Origin of the sequence: Pseudomonas sp. AS2.8 (genome assembly GCF_014190935.1) — a bacterium.
GTDB lineage: Bacteria > Pseudomonadota > Gammaproteobacteria > Pseudomonadales > Pseudomonadaceae > Chryseomonas.
Genome location: NZ_JACHVV010000003.1, coordinates 147582 through 164662, shown reverse-complemented (window position 1 = coordinate 164662; position 17081 = coordinate 147582). Strand labels below are relative to the sequence as shown.

15 protein-coding genes are annotated in these 17081 nt (G+C 65.1%); all 15 read right to left on the bottom strand.

Going from position 1 to position 17081, the window contains the following annotated elements; translation table 11 throughout:
* Positions 1 to 179: 179 nt before the first annotated feature.
* Positions 180 to 1268, bottom strand: a complete 1089-nt coding sequence (locus FHR73_RS13180) for a glycosyltransferase family 1 protein (protein ID WP_183631826.1) — start codon at positions 1266 to 1268, stop codon at positions 180 to 182.
* 31 nt (positions 1269 to 1299) lie between these two features.
* The gene (locus tag FHR73_RS13175) at positions 1300 to 2547 is read right to left on the bottom strand and encodes a glycosyltransferase family 4 protein (RefSeq protein ID WP_183631825.1); all 1248 of its coding nucleotides are present in this window, start codon (positions 2545 to 2547) and stop codon (positions 1300 to 1302) included.
* Positions 2544 to 3542, bottom strand: a complete 999-nt coding sequence (locus FHR73_RS13170) for a glycosyltransferase (RefSeq protein ID WP_183631823.1) — start codon at positions 3540 to 3542, stop codon at positions 2544 to 2546. The genes FHR73_RS13175 and FHR73_RS13170 overlap by 4 nt, the downstream gene beginning before the upstream one ends.
* A 35-nt stretch (positions 3543 to 3577) precedes the next feature.
* Positions 3578 to 4108: a transcription/translation regulatory transformer protein RfaH gene (gene rfaH, locus FHR73_RS13165; protein WP_133860432.1), complete on the bottom strand. Its 531-nt coding sequence runs from the start codon at positions 4106 to 4108 to the stop codon at positions 3578 to 3580.
* A gap of 47 nt (positions 4109 to 4155) precedes the next feature.
* Positions 4156 to 6369: a polysaccharide biosynthesis tyrosine autokinase gene (locus tag FHR73_RS13160; protein WP_183631821.1), complete on the bottom strand. Its 2214-nt coding sequence runs from the start codon at positions 6367 to 6369 to the stop codon at positions 4156 to 4158.
* A gap of 57 nt (positions 6370 to 6426) precedes the next feature.
* Positions 6427 to 7362 carry a glycosyltransferase gene (locus tag FHR73_RS13155; RefSeq protein ID WP_183631819.1) on the bottom strand — a complete coding sequence of 312 codons (936 nt, stop codon included), beginning with the start codon at positions 7360 to 7362 and terminating at the stop codon, positions 6427 to 6429.
* Between the two features lies 1 nt (position 7363).
* On the bottom strand, positions 7364 to 8899 hold the full coding sequence (locus tag FHR73_RS13150; protein ID WP_183631817.1) for a lipopolysaccharide biosynthesis protein: 1536 nt from the start codon (positions 8897 to 8899) through the stop codon (positions 7364 to 7366).
* A 19-nt stretch (positions 8900 to 8918) separates the two neighbouring features.
* Complete coding sequence (locus tag FHR73_RS13145; protein WP_183631815.1) at positions 8919 to 10091, bottom strand: DegT/DnrJ/EryC1/StrS aminotransferase family protein; 1173 nt, start codon at positions 10089 to 10091, stop codon at positions 8919 to 8921.
* Between the two features lie 44 nt (positions 10092 to 10135).
* Positions 10136 to 11515: a pyridine nucleotide-disulfide oxidoreductase gene (locus FHR73_RS13140; RefSeq protein WP_183631813.1), complete on the bottom strand. Its 1380-nt coding sequence runs from the start codon at positions 11513 to 11515 to the stop codon at positions 10136 to 10138.
* 955 nt (positions 11516 to 12470) lie between these two features.
* On the bottom strand, positions 12471 to 13184 hold the full coding sequence (locus tag FHR73_RS13135) for an HAD family hydrolase (RefSeq protein WP_183631811.1): 714 nt from the start codon (positions 13182 to 13184) through the stop codon (positions 12471 to 12473).
* Complete coding sequence (gene xerC, locus FHR73_RS13130; protein ID WP_183631808.1) at positions 13181 to 14074, bottom strand: tyrosine recombinase XerC; 894 nt, start codon at positions 14072 to 14074, stop codon at positions 13181 to 13183. Before xerC ends, FHR73_RS13135 begins: the two co-directional genes overlap by 4 nt.
* Before the next feature lie 15 nt (positions 14075 to 14089).
* Positions 14090 to 14776 carry a DUF484 family protein gene (locus FHR73_RS13125; protein WP_183631806.1) on the bottom strand — a complete coding sequence of 229 codons (687 nt, stop codon included), beginning with the start codon at positions 14774 to 14776 and terminating at the stop codon, positions 14090 to 14092.
* Positions 14773 to 15603 (bottom strand): diaminopimelate epimerase, encoded by an 831-nt coding sequence (gene dapF, locus FHR73_RS13120; RefSeq protein WP_183631803.1) that lies wholly within the window; start codon positions 15601 to 15603, stop codon positions 14773 to 14775. Before dapF ends, FHR73_RS13125 begins: the two co-directional genes overlap by 4 nt.
* A 10-nt stretch (positions 15604 to 15613) precedes the next feature.
* The gene (gene lysA, locus FHR73_RS13115) at positions 15614 to 16861 is read right to left on the bottom strand and encodes a diaminopimelate decarboxylase (protein ID WP_183631801.1); all 1248 of its coding nucleotides are present in this window, start codon (positions 16859 to 16861) and stop codon (positions 15614 to 15616) included.
* Positions 16862 to 16870: 9 nt separating this feature from the next.
* Positions 16871 to 16996 (bottom strand): LPS translocon maturation chaperone LptM, encoded by a 126-nt coding sequence (gene lptM / locus FHR73_RS13110; RefSeq protein ID WP_007161378.1) that lies wholly within the window; start codon positions 16994 to 16996, stop codon positions 16871 to 16873.
* Between the last annotated feature and the right edge of the window lie 85 nt (positions 16997 to 17081).

Genomic DNA, 17081 nt, shown 5'->3' with positions numbered 1-17081 from the left:
CCGCGGTGGCGTCCGAGCCTTCTTGCAGAAGGTGGCATTCAGCGACCTGAAGGGCGCGCCCGGACGCTCTCGTATCGTGGTCGAGCGTCAGGGGTATAGAGGAACGGCTCTGGCCTGCCATGGCGTTGCTTGTCTCTTCCATGAGTTCTTGATCGCTGAATTATTGTTCTGTGGTCGTTTCAGGCGGCCCTGGCCGTGGCCTTCGAGGAGCTCGCCAGGGCGTTGTCCAGCAGGTCGGAGACCTTGCTCGCGGAGGTCTGCCAGTTGAAGCGCTGGATGTTGGCCAGGCCCTTGGCGCGGAGCGCCTCCCTGAGCGGTGCGTCCTGGAGGATGGTGCGCATCGCCTGGGTGATGCTGGCCGTCTCGTAGGGGTCGAAGTAGAGGACGCTGTCCTGCAGCACTTCCGGCATGGAGGCGGTATTGGCCGAGATCACCGGGCAGCCGCAGGCCTGGGCTTCGAGGGGCGGAATGCCGAAACCCTCGTAGAGCGACGGAAAGACGAAGGCGGTGGCCTGGCGATACTGGCGCGCCAGCTCGGCATCGTCGATGCGACCGAGCAGCTTGACCCGCGGATCCCGGGCGGCCAGGGTCGCCAGATCGCTCTGGCCGAACACGGCGTGGCTGTCGCCGACGATGCGCAATTCGACCTTGAGGTCCCGCGGCAGGGCGGCGAAGGCTTCCAGCATCCGCGAGAAATTCTTGTGGTAGCTGGGCGAGGACACCGCCAGCAGATAGGGGGTGTCAGCGCTGTCGATCCGCGACTCCAGGGTGAAGGCGTCGGCGACGGCGTTGGGCACGACCGTGATCGAGTCGCTTGGATAGCGATAGAAGCGCGAGATCTCGTCCCGGGAGAATTCACTCACGGTGATCAGGGCATTCGAGCGCTTGAGCAGCATGGGGATCAGGCAGCGGTACGAGGTGCGGAATTTCCACGAGTAACTCTCGGGGAAGCGCACGTAGTTGATGTCGTGGTGGGTGGCGATCTGGTTGGTGTAGAGCAGCGGCGCCGTGCTGCACAGCGACAGCAGCAGGGGGCTGCCCTGACTCTTCAGCCAGTTCGGCAGGTCCCATTGCTCCCAGCGCTGGCCCTGGCGGGTGCCGATGATCTCGATGTTCAGCCGCTTGGCCACGTCGGGCCTGACGACGCCGGGCGGCGCGACGAAGCGCAGGTCGGATCGCAGCTTCGCCAGCTCCAGCGAGATGCATTCCGCGAAGCGCTGGACGCCGCGAAGATCCTGGGTGATGAAGCGGGAATTGACGATGATCATGATTCTGCCCGTTGCCGTGACCTGGGGTGGATCAGTTGGAAAGCTGTGTGTGAGGTACGTGAAGCGGTTTGGTGGAGCCGTGTTGCGCCTTGCCCAGGACGTCCTCGAAGAGCGCCAGGTACTGGTCGAGCATGGTGTCCATGCTCAGCAGATCGGCCACCGCGGTACGACTCAGCAGACTCAGCCGCTGGCGCAACTCGGCGTCGTCGTGCAGGCACTGCAGGGCGCGGCCCAGGGAGTCGCGATCGTCGGGGTTGCAGAGCAGGCCGTTGACGCCATCGCGGACGATCTCCGGCAGGCCGCCCATGCGGCTGGCGATGACCGGTTTCTGGAAGGCGCAGGCCTCGACGGCGACCATGCCGAAGGGCTCGGCCCACAGCGACGGCGCGACGAAGACGTCGATGCTCCGATAGAAGGCCTCGGGCTTCTGGTAGCCGACGAAGCTGACCCTTTGCGGATCGGCCATGGCCTTGAGCTGGGTTTCGTAATCCAGCTGGCCCTTGCCGGCGATGGTCAGGGTCGCGTTGAGCGACAGCCGCTGGAACTGCTCGATCAGCCAGCCCACGCCCTTGTTCTCCGACAGGGTGCCCATGTAGCCAAAGCGGACGACGCCGTCCGGATTGGGGGGCGCGGTCTCGGCATTGCTGCCGGCGATCAGGCTGGCGTTATGGATGACCTGGCGCGGAACGCCGCCGAAGTAACCCTTGTTCACGATGGTGTCCAGCAGGTAGCGACTGACGCCGACGACGGCATCCACCTTGGCGGACTGCTCGGCGTGGGGCCGGCGCAGCGCCGCGCAGCTGCCACAGAGTTTCTGGCAGCTCTGGCCCTTCTTGAACAGGGTGTTCTTCGGGCACAGCAGGTACATGTCGTGCAGCACCTGCACGATGGGGACGCCGCTGGCGCGGATCTCGTCCCAGGCCGCGACCGACCAGCCGGACAGGTTGTGGCACACCACCAGGTCCGGCTTTTCCTGTTGCAGCACCTGGCGCAGGGGCGCTCGCATCGCGCTGTTGTACTGGTCGCGAAAGTGCCAGCCGAAGCGCGCCAGCGGACCGGGGCGCTGCTGGGTCAGGGGCCAGTAGAAGTTCTTCAGCCCGGCGCGATAGACGCGAACGTCGTTCACCGTCTCCTGCCGCACACCCTGCTCGGGACCGGTCACCAGCACGGCCACGTCGTGACCGCGCTGCTGGAAGCCTTCCACACTGCGTTGCAGGATGAGCTCCGCGCCACCGCCCACGTGGGGCGGATAGAAGCTGTTGAGAAAGAGCAGTTTCATAGCGGATAGCTGCGGTTTATCCCCAGCGCGCCGGTTTCGCCGTCCTGGACCGCCTGCCGGATCAGCGCCAGGCGCTGACGGCTCTTGTCGTCACGGGCGAACAGCTTGAGCAGGGTGTGGAAGACGTAGCGGTTGAGGCTGTACATCGGCCGGGAGCTGGCCCAGACGTTCTTGTCGAACCAGGCCTGGTTGCGCGCGGCGTAGTAGGCGCGGAAGTCCGAGCCGGCCTGCAGGTAGTTCTGGTAGACGTTGCTGGTGCCTTCCTTGATGTTCCAGGAATGCTCCAGTTCTTCGAGCTCCGCCTCGGTGACCATGAACAGCTTTCCGCCGGCCTGGGTGATGCGGTAGGTGTACTCGGTGTCGTCGGAGTAGAGCACCAGCTCGCGCAGCGGCAGGCCGATGCGCTCATAGAGGCTGCGGTGGGCGAGCATGCCGCCATAGGGGGCGAAGGGCAGCTCGACCAGGGCTTCCGGCTGGCCACCGCGCGGACGGCCCCAGGGCAGGCGGCGCCAGATCTTGTAGGGGATGCGCGCCACGTGGAAGCCGAAGTAGCTCGAACGCGGCTGGGTGATCATCCGGGTCGGGATGCACTGGGCGATGTCGGCCTGCTGGGTCGGCCGGTAGCCGAGCACGGCGACCTTGTCGCGACCGTGGACGGCGCCGAGTTCGTCGAGGCGACGGTGCAGCACGTCGAGGGCATCGCCCAGCGGCGCGTTGTCGTCGTCCATCATCCAGATGTGGGTGGTATCGGTGGCCAGGGCCGCTTCCAGGGCCACGGCGTAACCGTTGGCGGAACCGGTGTTCTCGCTCAGGGCGATCACCTTGACCTGACCGGGCCAGCGGGTTTCGAGGCTATCCAGCGACACCGTCGCCGCATTGCTCACCACGACGACCTGGTGAATGGTGCGTTCGGCCAGGGCGCGGGTGACCAGCTGCTCCAGGTAGCCGAGGCGATTGCCGTAGGTGACGGTAACGACCGTGGTCTTGCATTGCATGAACAGATTCCTCCAAAGGGCCTTACAGTTCTTGGTCAGGCGCGCAGCCGCTGGTTGACGGTGGCGACTGCCGACAGTTGATCAAGAGCGACGCTGACCCGTTGTTCGCGCTGCAGGATGCGCAGCAGGATGATGGCCCGCTCGTTGCCATCGGCACTCAGGAACACGGCGTCCATTTCCAGCTCCTGGCTGTACTGGACCCGCACGGTCTCACCGGGCTGATGGCTGGGTGCAGGCTCCGCCAGCGCGGCGAGGCGCTGGCGGATGTCGTCGATGATGCCTTCGCTCACGGCCGTCGGCTGGGTGCCGAAACTGACGATCCGATTGACGCCGCGCGTCGAGCGAATGGGGTACCAGTTGTCGTTCACGTCGTTGAGCTGAATGAACAGATACCCCGGGAACAGCGACTCGCTGCCGCTCGCGCGACTTCTGCCGGAGGCCTTGCGCTCGCGCTGGGGCCGGAAGCAGACATAACCCTGTCTGCTCAGGTTTTCTTCGGCGCGGACTTCCTGATTGGGCTTGGTCTGCACCAGGTACCAGTGACCGGCGGGATGGGCGAGCGTCATGGGCGAGTTCCTTCTCTAGGGGCAGTCAGGCGCGGCGGAGCGGCGTATCAGGTACGGGGGCCGTATTCGTAGTAGCCATAGACGCCATCGTCTTCCATGGACGTCGAGGCCTTGCGCTGCACGCCGTTGAGGATGGCGCCCTTGATGGTGATGCCGTTCTGGGCGAAGCGACGACGGGAGTTCTCCACCGCCTTGAGGGTGCTCTGACCGAAACGGGTAACCAGCAGGGTGGTGCCGGCGAGGCGACCCACCAGGGCGGCATCGGTCACCGCCAGGATCGGCGGGGTATCGATGATCACCAGGTCGTAGAGGCTGCCCACTTCGTCCAGCAGGCGGGAGAAGTTGGCGTGCATCAGCAGCTCCGAGGGATTCGGCGCGGACTGACCACAGCTGATGATGTCCAGCTGGGCGATACCGCTCGGCACGATGGTTTCACGCAGCTTGCTGCGACCGGTCAGCAGTTCGGACAGGCCGGCTTGCGGTTGCAGGCCGAACACGCGGTGCAGATAGCCCTTGCGCATGTCGGCGTCGATCAGCAGCACGCGCTGACCCGACTGGGCGACCACCGCCGCGAGGTTGCTGGAGACGAAGGATTTGCCGACGCCCGGGGTCGGGCTGGAAATCATGATCACCCGGTTCTTGGCTTCCAGCATGGCGAAGTGCAGGCTGGATCTCAGGCTGCGCAGGGACTCCACCGCCAGGTTGGCCGGCTGCACCACGCTCAGCAGATTGGGTTCGCCGGTACGGGTCTTCTTCTTCAGGCGACGATTCAGGCGCTCCTGGTCCTTGGTGAAGGGCAGGGTGGAATAGACCGGCAGGCCGATCTGCTCGACGGTGTCGGGATTCTCGATGCCCTTCTGGAAGGCCTGGCGGACGAACACCACCACCACCGAGGTCACCAGACCCAGCAGCAGCGACAGGATCAGCGCGATCTTGCGGTTGGTGGCCGGCTCGTCGAGGTTGACGTCAGCGTTGTCGACCAGGCGCACGTTGCCGATGGTGCCGGCGCGGATGATGTCCTGTTCCTGGGCCTGGTTCAGCAGCAGCTGATAGGTCTGGTTGGTGACCTTCATGTCGCGGTTCAGGCGCAGCAGTTCCTGCTGGGTGCTGGGCAGGGCTTCCACCTTGCGCTGCAGGCTGCGTTTTTCCACTTCCAGCTGGGCGAGCTGGTTCAGCAGGGTCTTGTAGCTGGGGTGATCGCGGGTATAGAGGCGATCGTATTCGGCCTGCTTGAGCTTGAGCTGGGAGATGGAGGTGTCGAGGGTGACGATCTTGTCCAGGACGGCCTTGGTTTCCAGGCTGATGTCCACGGAGCGGCTGTTGGTCTGGTAGCTGTTCAGGGCCGCTTCGGCGCTTTCCAGGTCCTTGCGCACCGCCGGCAGCTGGCCGCGCAGGAAGTCCAGGCGCTGGGCGGCTTCCGCCGAGCTGCGCTCGACGTTCTGCATGACGTACAGGCGGCTGATCTCGGACAGGACGCTCTTGGCCAGGTCGGGATTCTCGTCCGCCAGCGACAGATAGATGATCCCCGATTCCTTGCCGGCTTCGCTGGTCTTGATGCGCGTCTGATAGAGCTGCGCGGTGGTGATGACGCGATTGCGGGTTACCTTGAATTCGGTGCCGGGGCGCGCGGTCAGGGTCTTGATCTGCATGCGATAGCCGTTACCGGCGGCCATCTGGCCGACCTGGCCGTCGAGCAGCGGCTGCTTGTCCTTGTCCAGCAGGCGATAGCGACCGTTGCTGCCGGCGACCACCGTCAGGGTCTCGCCGTACATGTCGTCCGGCACGTCGAACTGGAAGACGTCGATCTGCTCGCCGCCCCAGGCGAAGCCGCGCAGTTGCGGCCAGCTGTCCGCCAGCTGACCCGGCTTTTCGGCTTCGTAGTGGCGCCACAGGTAGTGGCCGATCAGCGGGAAGAAGCGCGGCTTGGCCTCGATGTCCAGGCGCAGGTTCTCCACGGTCTTGGTCAGCACCGCACGCGACTTCAGCAGCTCGATCTCGGCCACGGCCGGCGAGGCGGAATTGGGTCGCACCACGGTCTCGGCGACCGCCGTGAGCGCATTCTTCTTGGGTTCGATCTGGATCATCGCCCCGGCGACGTACTGCGGGGTGGACAGCACGGCGTAGGCGATGCCCACGGCCAGAAAGCCCGCGGTGATGCCCGCGATCAGCTTCTTGTGGTCAAGAAGCGTGAGGGCCATCGTCTTGAGATCCAGATGTTGTTCTTCGTGTTGTTCGAACGAAGAGCGCTGCATGACGGTCATTGGGGTCCCTTCCTTTTAGCTGGATACATGGCAGCCGGAAAGCTGCGCTGTGCAAGTTCAGTAGGTGACGCGTTTGGGGGCGAAGCGTCGGCCGATGTTGAGGGTGATGTTGCTTACCGCCCGCAGAAGCGCCTTGACCTTCTGCGTCGGTGGAATCGAGGACAGCGAAAGACTCAGGACCTGGCGCAGGAAGAAGACATGCAGGTCGCGCTCGCCCAGCCGGTAGTAGTAGTTGGCCAGGCAGTACTGGGTGTGGAGGTCCATCTGCAGCCGCTTCTGGCTGGCGCGCATGGAAAAGATCCCGTTTTCGTGCACGCGATAGGCGGCGGGGCGGATCTCGTCCATGAACTTGCCCTTGCCGTGGGCGCCGAGCAGCGACCACCAGACGATGTCCATGAGCGCGGCGGTTTCCAGCTCCGGCGGCAATTCGCGCAGGACGTTGCGGAAGCAGGCGGTCAAGGTGGACAGCGGCAGCGCCTTCTTCAGGTCGGTTTCGCTGCGATCGTAGTGATCCTGGCCACTGAAGCGCTGCGGATTGACGATCCCCTTGTCATTGAAGGCATAGGACGCGTGGAAGGTCAGGGCGTAGTCCCTGTTGTTCTCCAGGAAGTCCACCTGCAGCTGCAGCTTGCGTGGATCGTTCCAGTAGTCGTCGCCTTCGCAGTAGGCGATGTAGTCGCCGCGGGCGTGCTGGAACACCGGCATGCCATAGGGCTTGCCCTGGCTGTACTGGTTTTCCTTTTGCAGGATCAGGCGGATCAGCCGGGGGTAGCGGCGCTCGTAGTCCTGGAGGATTTCCCGGGTGCCATCGGTCGAGGCGTCGTCGTTGACGATGATCTCGAAGGGGAAATCGGTCTGCTGGCGCAGGAAGCCGTCGATGGCCTGGCCGATGTAGTCACGATGATTGAAGGTCAGGCAGACGATGCTGGCGACCGGCCGACTGCAATCCGTCGGCCAGTGCTTCATGATCTCTGCTTCGGTCCGAGCGTCCATGTCAGATACCTGCTTTGTAGAGTTGGGAAAACAGGCGCGAGCGGGTCTGTTTCGGAGAACAGAGCACGTAGCTCAGCGCCATCAGCACCAGGGTCAGGCCACCGCCCAGGGCGAGGGTGGCCAGGATGGAGAACCGCTCCTGCGGTTGAATCTCTTGGTACAGCAGCTTGCTCAGGCCCACGCCGATGGCGGTCACCACCACGGCCACCAGCAGATCCTGGTTCCAGTAGCGCTGCAGCGTCGGCGCGAAGCGGCCGTGGACGATCATCGGCCAGATCACGAAGGGGATCAGGCGCATGAAGAACCAGGCCAGCGCCGCGCCATAGGCGCCGTAGTGCAGGACCACCAGGATCACGATGGGCACCGAGATGGCCGCGGATACCAGGCTGTACCAGACGTGCAGGCGCAACTTGCCGTAGGCGTACTGCAGATAGAACTGGAACTGGCTCAGGGCGAGCAGCGCCGAGCCCAGGGCGTACCAGAACAGGATCGGCTCGCTCCAGTGGGCGGAGACCTTGTCACCGGTCCAGGCGAAGACCAGCGCCTCGCCATGGAAGGCCACCATGGCCGCCAGCGGCAGCAGGATGGCGAAGGCGAAGCGCGCCGCGTTGCGGTAGAGCCGTTCCAGTTCGAGCGGTTTGTCCTGGGACACCAGCACCGTCATGCGCGGCAGCAGCGCCTGCACCAGCGGGTTGGTCAGGGTGACGATGCCGGTGGAGATCAGCGCCACCAGGCTGAAGTAGCCGTACTCGGCCAGCGGCAGCGCCTTGGACAGCACCAGCTTGTCGAGCTGGGTCAGGGCGATCCACAGGATCGAGGTAAAGGACATGCTCAGGGCGAAGGGCACGATGGGCTTCACCCGCTGCCAGTCGAAGCCACTCCACCAGGTGGGGTTGGGCAGCAGGCGATAGGCCTTTAGTGCATAGACCAGCATCTCGAAGACGGCGACGAAGGCCTGGAACACAAAGAAGTCCAGCGGCTCCTGGGAGATCCACATCACCAGGATCAGGCCGCCGAAGTAGCGCACCGTGGCGATCAGCACATTGACCAGATTCAGCCAACCGTGCAGCTCGACCCCCTGGACGCCGCTCTTGTACAGCGTCGACAGCAGCCGGAAGGCGATCATCAGCCCCATCAGGCCGATGCAGTGGGCCACGGTCTCGGTGGGCAGGCCCTGGACGTTGAGCCAGTGACCCGCCATCCACTCCGAATTCAGCTCGATGGCGACAAAGGCCAGGGTCGCCAGGGGGATGAAGATGAATTCCAGCGAGCGCAGCAGCTGGCCGCGGGTACGCCCGGCGCCGGTCTGGCCGCGGCCATGGGCGACGTCGCGCACCAGGGAGGCGGAAATGCCGACGTCGAGGAGTTGCAGCCAGGTCTGCAGCACGGCGAAGAAGCCGATCAGACCATAGGTTTCGGCACCCAGATGACCGAGATACATCGGCTGGATCAAGATGCCGATCAGCAGCGCATAGGCTTGGCCGGCATAGTTGATCAGGGTGTTGCGCAACACCGACACTTTCGCGGGACTGGTCATGGGAGATAGCGGGCCAGGGTCAAGTTAGAACAGGAGAGGAGTCGCCGGGAAAATCCCAGCTCGGCAGCAGCTGTGCCGGAGTGATGAGCGCCCGCAGGGATTCCATGCTGGTCTTTTTCTGCTGCGCGAGGAGCAGGGTGTCGATCAGCAGGTCCTGGGTCGCCTGCGGCAGGTCCGGATAGAGCGGCACGCAGAGGATGCGGTGACTCAGCTTGCGCGAGACCGGCTTGATCGCCTGGGGCTGCAGGTAATCCAGGGTTTCCAGCGACGGATAGAAGTAGCGGCGCGGATTGATGCCGACGGCGTTCAGCGCCTTCTTGGTGTCCAGCAGACTCGGCTCGTCGCGCAGGGCCACCGGGAAGTAGCTGTAGTTCAGCTGGGTGCCGTAGGTGGGACGCTGCAGGTCGAAGGCGCCTTGCAGGCGTCTTTCATAGTGCTGACCGATGACGGCGCGGCGGGCCAGGATGTCTTCCAGCTCGTCGAGGATGCACAGGCCCATGGCCGCGGAGACCTCGTTGAGCTTGGCGTTGATGCCCACGCCTTCGATGCGTTCGGCATCGACGATGCCGAAGTTGATCATGCGGCGGACGCGCTCGGCGAGCTCGTCGTCCTCGGTGATGATCGCGCCGCCTTCGATGGTGTGGAACAGCTTGGTGGCGTGGAAGCTGACGGTGGTGATGTCGCCCCACTGCAGTACCGAGCGGCCTTCGAACAGGGTGCCGAAGGCGTGGGCACCGTCGTAGACGACCTTCAGGCCGTGGCGGTTGGCGACCTGCTGCAGGCCGCGCACATCGCAGGGATTGCCGAACACGTGGGTGGCGACGATGGCCGAGGTGTCATGCTCGATGGCGGCTTCGACGTTGGCCGGGTCCAGGTTCCAGGTTTCCGGATGGATGTCCGCGAAGACCGGCCGGATCCCTTCCCAGTGCAGGGTGCTGGTGGTGGCGACGAAGCTGAACGGCGTGGTGATGGCGCTGCCGGTCAGGCCCAGGGCGCGATAGGCGACCTGCAGGGCCAGGGTACCGTTGTTGACCAGGATGATGTTTCTGACGCCCAGATAGTCGCGCAGGCGCTCTTCGAGCTGAGCGTGCAGAGGTCCCTGGTTGGTGATCCAGTTGTTGGCGTAGATCTTGTCGATATACGCCTTGAAGCGTTCCTTATCGCCAAGGTAGGGCTTGGTCACATTGATCATGATCCGGTACCTGCTTATCGAGTCCTTGATACGTGTCGGTTCGGTCAAGCGTGTTCGGCGACCGGGCTGGCCGGTTGCCGGAAGGCGGCGCCGGGCTTGTCCAGACGCTCCAGAACCGACTCCAGGGCCTCGCGACTGGCATCGTTGTGGAACTGCCAGACCCCGTAGATGCGTCCGGAAAAGGACGCCTCGCTCCCCAGGCGGGGATCCACTGCCAATCCCGAGCCCAGGCCGAACAGGTGCAGGCCCTTGAGGCGCTGGCCATGCTGGTCCAGCGGGCTGCCGGCGGCGTCGGAGTCCAGGCCGCCGCGCAGGGTGCGCAGGGTCAGCGGACGACCGTCCTGGCAGCGCAGCTCGGGCACTATGGGCTGGTAACCCATGCCCTGTACCAGCAGGGCGGCGCTGTCGAACAGCGTCTGGGCGCTGGCGAGTTGCCCGGCGCTGCCATCCAGTTGCAGCGTCCTGACCTTGACCGGGGTACCGCCGATGCCCTGACCGGCCAGGACCTGGCGGCCGATCTCGTGGGCGCGGTAGCGCAGTCCGCCGGAGCGGTTGACCCGCTTGGAAATGGGGCATATGTCCTGCAGCGGATCGAAGGCGTAGCCGGCGGCCAGGGCTTCGGCGGCGGTCTCGTAGAACAGCCGGATCGGCGAGCGATGGACCAGGGTCAGTTCGCGCAGACCGTCGTGGTGCAGGGCGCTGGCCAGGTTGTCCAGGGCGGAGAAGGCACTGTGGGAGCCGCCGACCACGCAGATCGGGCCGCCATCCTTGAGGCGGGCCCGATAGCGCTGGCGCAGGGCTTCGGGTTGCAGGCGCAGCAGGTTGTCGGAGCTGTCGATCGAGGCGCTCTGGGGCAGCTGCAGGCCCATGGCCTGGATGCTTTCTTCGAAGCTGTGGCGGGTCTGCTTGCCGCCCAGGTTCAGCACCAGGCTGGAGGTGCGGACGCGGCGGATGGCACCGGCCTGTTCCAGCCAGACGACATAGCTCGAGCCTTCGCAGGTCACTTCGGTGATGCGGGTCTGGCGCCAGGTGGGGATGCCGTACTGGCGTTCGAGCCAGGGCAGGACCAGGCCGGCGGCCTGCTGGAAGAGCTGGCCGACGATGGGCAGCGCCGGTGCTTCCTGGGAATTCAGCTTGAGGTGGCGAAAGGTCGGGGACGCTTGCAGCGGGGCCAGGATGGGCGCCAGCAGCGGATCGCGCAGGCAGTCCAGAAAGACGTCGCTGACCGAGTTGGCGATGATCTGGTAGTCACCCAGCTTGCCGGCGCCGAGTTCGGTCCCGGCATCGACGATGATGGTGCCGGCCTGGGCGAGTTGCTCCAGGGCGCCGCGCTTGATGGCATTGAACAGGAATCCCAGGCCTGCCGGACCGGCGCCGCCAATTAGACATCCTAATGTCGATTCCGATAGATCATTCCTTGCCATCGGGGCATCCTCTCTGTGCGCATTCAGGGCGCAATTAACGTGATTGAAACTGGCTTTCACAGTGCCCGGCAGTCAACAAAAAATGCAGCGGATCGTTTTAATCTTTATTGAGTTAATGACCGTCTGATGAACGTCGGTCAGTACCCTTTTGCACCGTTGCCGGTAATTAATCCGCAGGATTCGGCAGTGGAAATAGGCGAACTTTCCCAAGGCTGTCTGTCGCGCACTTTCCGAACTAACCAGGGCCGGGATGCCGGTGACGGAAGCGGGCTGAAGTGGGGCTGGCTGAGCCACTCGCCGGCCTGGTGCGGGCACGGCTGAAATTGCATGGGCGAAAAGAATTAAGTCCCGCTCGGGTGACATCCCTGTAGTCCTGCAGGTGCTCGCTGGCACGGTGATCGTCCCCTTCTGTCCAGCGCCGGGCATGGCTACCGCACAGGTTTGCCGTGACTTGGGTGGCAACCGGTCCGGTCGGGACATGGCTACCGCACGGGTTTGCACCTGGACGGGATGAACAGAGGGTTATTTACCGATATCAAGACCTGACAATGCTTGGTCAGGCACTTGAGAAGTCATCGGCGAGACGCAGAGGAGGGGGGAGGTAATGCTGTCTTCCCTGACCTGAACGGCGGCTGGTTCAGCGCGCAATCCCAGCGCTACTTCGAACGTGGGGCAATGATTGTCAAAAGGGTTAGGACTGTCAACGCGAGGTCCGGAGGGGAAATTTGGCCAGCGAGGCGGCTATTAACGCCGTTGTTATCGAGGAATCGCCGGCCAAATGAGGTGTGCTTGGCAAAAAATCATCCGGCCCGGCGGCTTTTGGTGAAGGGAGTCGCAAAGCTTCTGCCGTCGAGGTCGACAAGTGTGACGAATATTTTGGCGATTGGTTAACAGAACCCAGGGACCTAGTAGACGGCCGGCGAGCACAAAAAAATCAGCCTTTCGGTATTGGGTATTACTGATTTCCCGGCGTGCCCGACCAACCTTCCAGCAGGGAAGGAAGTTCGCTCAGACTGCGGATCTCCGCATCCGGCTTGCCAGGACCCTGCCAGGGGTTCTGCAAGGGATTGAACCAGACGGCGCGGATGCCAGCGCGCTGGGCACCGGCGACATCGTCCACGGGGTTATCGCCCACGTGCACGGTGGCATCGGCGGCGATGCCGGTGAGGCGCAGGGCCTCGCGGAAGGGCGTGGGGTCGGGTTTGCCGACGCCCAGCTGCTCGGCATTCAGGGCGAAGCGAAAGTAGTCGGCCAGGCCGATGGTCTGGACGTCCGCATTGCCATTGGTCAGCACCCCCAGGGTATAGCGATCGGCGAGGCGTTCCAGGGTGGGGTGGACGTCGTCGAACAGGGTGACCTGCTGGCGAGCGGCCAGATAGACCGCGAAGCCCGCTTCGGCCAGCTGGGCGGCCTCGGGTTCGCCATAGCCGGCATCGAGCAGCGCCTGATGGATGACCCGGCGGCGCATCTCGCTGACCCGGTGCTTGAGACCGGCGTCCTGCTGCAGCAGGCGATCGCGGATCGCCCAGAGGTGCTCGACCGGCACGTTGCCCAGCCGCGGCGCGGAGGCGGCGAACCAGTCGCGCAGCAGGGCTTCGGCGGAGTGGATGACCGGCGCGATTTCCCAGAGGGTGTCGTCGAGGTCGAAGGTCACGAGGCGAATCGTCATCGGCTGGCCTTGCGCTTGGCGCGGGGGTGCGCCTTGTCATAGACCTCGGCGAGCTGGCCGAAGTCCAAGTGGGTGTAGATCTGGGTGGTGGCGATGTCGGCATGGCCGAGCAGCTCCTGGACCGCGCGCAGATCGCCGGAGGCGCTGAGCATGTGGCTGGCGAAGCTGTGCCTGAGCATGTGCGGATGCAGGTGCTGGCCCAGTTCGCGCACGCCGGCCTCGCGCACCCGCAGCTGTACCGCGCGGGGCGTCAGGCGCAGACCGCGCTGACCGATGAACAGGGCGTCGTCGCGTGGTGCGGCCTGGAGCCGGACCTTGAGCCAGGCTTCCAGGGCGTCCCGGGCCTTGCTGCCGATGGGCAGCACCCGCTCCTTGTTGCCCTTGCCGCGCACCTGGACCAGCCCCTGGGCCAGGTCCACATCCGCGAGGTCCAGCCCCACCAGCTCGGAGAGGCGCAGCCCGGAGCTGTAGAAGAGCTCCAGCAGCGCCTGATCACGCAGGCCGAGGAAGTCGTCCTCCACGGCGCCATCGAGCAGCTGCATGGAGCGGTCGACGTCGAGCACCTTGGGCAGGGCCTTCTGCGCCTTGGGGGGCGTGAGTCCATGAGCCGGATCCTGGCTGCAGTGGCCTTCACGGATCAGGTAGAGATAGAAGCCGCGGCAGGCCGATAGCAGCCGCGCCAGGCTGCGACTGGAGGCGCCGGCCCGATGCAGCTGGGCGATCAGGGCGCGCAGGCGGCGACTGTCCAGGCTGCCCCAGTCGCTCAGGCCTTCGGCTTCGACGAAGGTCAGCAGCTTGCGCAGGTCGCGCCGGTAGCCGTCGAGCGTGTGTGGCGAAACCTGGCGCTCCAGCCGCAGGTGGTCGAGATAGGCATCGAGCTGGACCTGCATGCTCCGCTCCCGGGCTCAGCGCACCGTACGCAAGGGGACGGGAAAGCGCGGCAGTACCCGCGCCAGGACTTCCGCCACGTGGCTCAGGAACAGCGTGCCCAGGCTGCTGCGATAGTGCTGGGGATCGGGGCTGCCGATCGCCAGGACGCCATGCAGACCCTGGTGGGAGAGGGCGGCGACGGCCGCGGAACCGACCTCTTCCTTGGCCGAGTCGCCGAACAGGAAGGCCAGTTCGTGGGCGCGCAGGACACCGCTGGTGGTCTTCTCGCCGCCCAGCAGGCCGCCGATCACCTTTTGTGCCTCGGCGGGCGTGACGCTGCGGCCGACCGGCAGGGGATGCTCGTGGAACAGGATGAGGCCGACGTAGGGGACCTTGAATTCATGGCGCAGGCTGTCCTCGACGGTGCCTATCACCTCTTCGAGGCTGTTGGCGTCGAGCAGGCCGATGATCAGCCGACGGGTCTTGTCGAACAGCCGGTCGTTGTCCCGCGCCACGTCCATCAGGTGGGTCAGGCGATGGCGCATCTCGCCGTTGCGATCGCGCAGCAGGCCGAGTTGCCGCTCGACCAGGGAGATGGCGGTGCCCCGCTGGTGGGGCACGCGCATCTCCGCCAGCAGCTCTTCGCGATCGGCGAAGAAGTGCGGATGGTCCAGCAGCCAGTCGGCGATCTGGTCCGCGGTCAGTTCGGGGGTGTCGCTCATACTCTTACCTGGCCTTCGTAGACACGGGTGGCCGGACCGGTCATGAGCACCGGTTGACCGACGCCGTCCCACTCGATGTTGAGCAGGCCGCCCGGCAGTTCGATGCTGACCGGCGATTTCAGCCAGCCCTGGCGGATACCGGCTACCGCGGCGGCGCAGGCGCCGGTGCCGCAGGCGCGGGTCTCGCCGACGCCACGTTCCCAGACCCGCAGGCGGGCGCGCTGGGCATCGATGATCTGCAGGAAGCCGATGTTGGCCTTTTGCGGAAAGCGCGGATGGCACTCCAGCTTGGGGCCGAGGGTCAGTACCGGCGCCTGGTCGACGTCGGCGACCCGCAGCACGCCATGGGGATTGCCCATGGAGACCACCGCCAGCTCGACCGTCTCGCCCTCGACCTGGACGGCATGACTCAGGGTCTCCGCCTCGGCGATGAAGGGGATCTCGGCCGCCTGCAGGCGCGGTGCGCCCATGTCGACGCGGACCTGGCCATCACCCTTGAGCAGCAGCTCGATGATGCCGCCACGGGTTTCGACGCGGATCTGCTTCTTGACCGTCAGGCGCTTGTCGAAGACGAAGCGGGCGAAGCAGCGGGCACCGTTGCCGCACTGTTCGACCTCGGAGCCATCGGCGTTGAAGATGCGATAGCGAAAGTCCACGTCCGGGGTGCTGGGGGTCTCGACGATCAGCAGCTGGTCGAAGCCGACCCCGGTCTTGCGGTCACCCCACAGACGGACGTGCTTGGGTTGGATGTGCGCGTGCTGGCTGATCAGGTCGAGGACCATGAAGTCGTTGCCCAGACCGTGCATCTTGGTGAAGCGCAGTTGCATGGAGCTCCCCTCAGGCCGGCAGCCGGCTCTCGCCTGCGAAGAGTTCTTCCAGCGTCTCGCGCCGACGGACCAGGTGCGCCTGGTCGCCATCCACCATCACCTCGGCCGCACGGCCACGGGTGTTGTAGTTGGAACTCATGGTGAAGCCATAGGCCCCGGCGGAGCGGATGGCCAGCAGATCGCCTTCGGCCAGGACCAGCTCGCGGTCCTTGGCGAGGAAGTCGCCGGTCTCGCAGATGGGGCCGACCAGGTCGTAGCGGCGGGCGTCGCCCTGGCGCGCGGCCACCGGTTCCACCGCCATCCAGGCCTGGTACAGCGCCGGACGGATCAGGTCATTCATCGCCGCGTCGACGATGGCGAAGTCCTTGTGGGCGGTGTGCTTGAGGTATTCCACGCGGGTCAGCAGGATGCCGGCGTTGGCGACGATGAAGCGGCCGGGTTCGAACACCAGGGTCAGGTTGCGCCCGGCGATGCGTTCGCGGATGGCCTGGATGTAGTCGCCCGCCAGCGGCGGCTGCTCGTCGCGATAGCGCACGCCCAGGCCGCCACCGAGATCCAGATGGCGCAGGACGATACCGCGCTCGGCGAGGCGATCGATCAGCGCCAGCAGGCGGTCGAGGGCGTCGAGGAAGGGCGGCAGGGTGGTGAGCTGGGAGCCGATGTGGCAATCCACCCCGAGGATCCGCAGATTCGGCAGCTCGGCGGCGCGGGCGTAGACCGCCTCGGCGTCGGCGATGTCGATGCCGAACTTGTTTTCCTTGAGGCCGGTGGAGATGTAGGGGTGGGTACCGGCATCGACGTCGGGATTGACCCGCAGCGAGATCGGCGCGACCACACCCCGCTCCGCGGCCACCTGTTGCAGCCGTTCCAGCTCGTCGGTGGACTCGACGTTGAAGCAGTGCACGCCGACGTCCAGGGCGCGGCGCATGTCGTCACGGGTCTTGCCGACCCCGGAGAACACCACCCGGTGCGGATCGCCACCGGCGGCCAGGACGCGCTCCAGTTCACCGCGGGAAACGATGTCGAAGCCGGCGCCGAGGCGGGCCAGGACATTGAGCACGCCGAGGTTGGAGTTGGCCTTGACGGCAAAGCAGACCAGGTGTGGCAGACCGGCCAGCGCATCGGTATAGGCGCGGTACTGGCCCTCGATGTGCGCTCGCGAATAAACGTAGGCGGGGGTGCCGAATTTCTGCGCCACGGCGCTCAGGGCTACCCCTTCCGCATGCAGTTCACCTGCACGGACAGCAAAGACTTCCATGGTGGCTCCTTAGAACACGTCGTGGCGGTGTTCTTTGGCGGCTTTCTGGTCGTCGGGCAGGTACAGCGGGCCTTTCTGACCGCAGCCGGCCAGCAGGCAGGCGCAGGCGATGAAGAGGAGAGACAGGCGCTTCATGACGCTAAACCTATGCGAAAAGATAATATTGCACCGAGTATAACGGGGTTGAGCGACTCTTTGACACGCCCGGATGGCTGAAGCG

Bases quoted from the DNA above. Each gene is read 5' to 3' on its own strand.
- FHR73_RS13180 (WP_183631826.1), bottom strand. From the start codon at position 1,268: ATGATCATCGTCAATTCCCGCTTCATCACCCAGGATCTTCGCGGCGTC.
- FHR73_RS13175 (WP_183631825.1), bottom strand. From the start codon at position 2,547: ATGAAACTGCTCTTTCTCAACAGCTTCTATCCGCCCCACGTGGGCGGT.
- FHR73_RS13170 (WP_183631823.1), bottom strand. From the start codon at position 3,542: ATGCAATGCAAGACCACGGTCGTTACCGTCACCTACGGCAATCGCCTC.
- rfaH (WP_133860432.1), bottom strand. From the start codon at position 4,108: ATGACGCTCGCCCATCCCGCCGGTCACTGGTACCTGGTGCAGACCAAG.
- FHR73_RS13160 (WP_183631821.1), bottom strand. From the start codon at position 6,369: ATGACCGTCATGCAGCGCTCTTCGTTCGAACAACACGAAGAACAACAT.
- FHR73_RS13155 (WP_183631819.1), bottom strand. From the start codon at position 7,362: ATGGACGCTCGGACCGAAGCAGAGATCATGAAGCACTGGCCGACGGAT.
- FHR73_RS13150 (WP_183631817.1), bottom strand. From the start codon at position 8,899: ATGACCAGTCCCGCGAAAGTGTCGGTGTTGCGCAACACCCTGATCAAC.
- FHR73_RS13145 (WP_183631815.1), bottom strand. From the start codon at position 10,091: ATGATCAATGTGACCAAGCCCTACCTTGGCGATAAGGAACGCTTCAAG.
- FHR73_RS13140 (WP_183631813.1), bottom strand. From the start codon at position 11,515: ATGGCAAGGAATGATCTATCGGAATCGACATTAGGATGTCTAATTGGC.
- FHR73_RS13135 (WP_183631811.1), bottom strand. From the start codon at position 13,184: ATGACGATTCGCCTCGTGACCTTCGACCTCGACGACACCCTCTGGGAA.
- xerC (WP_183631808.1), bottom strand. From the start codon at position 14,074: ATGCAGGTCCAGCTCGATGCCTATCTCGACCACCTGCGGCTGGAGCGC.
- FHR73_RS13125 (WP_183631806.1), bottom strand. From the start codon at position 14,776: ATGAGCGACACCCCCGAACTGACCGCGGACCAGATCGCCGACTGGCTG.
- dapF (WP_183631803.1), bottom strand. From the start codon at position 15,603: ATGCAACTGCGCTTCACCAAGATGCACGGTCTGGGCAACGACTTCATG.
- lysA (WP_183631801.1), bottom strand. From the start codon at position 16,861: ATGGAAGTCTTTGCTGTCCGTGCAGGTGAACTGCATGCGGAAGGGGTA.
- lptM (WP_007161378.1), bottom strand. From the start codon at position 16,996: ATGAAGCGCCTGTCTCTCCTCTTCATCGCCTGCGCCTGCCTGCTGGCC.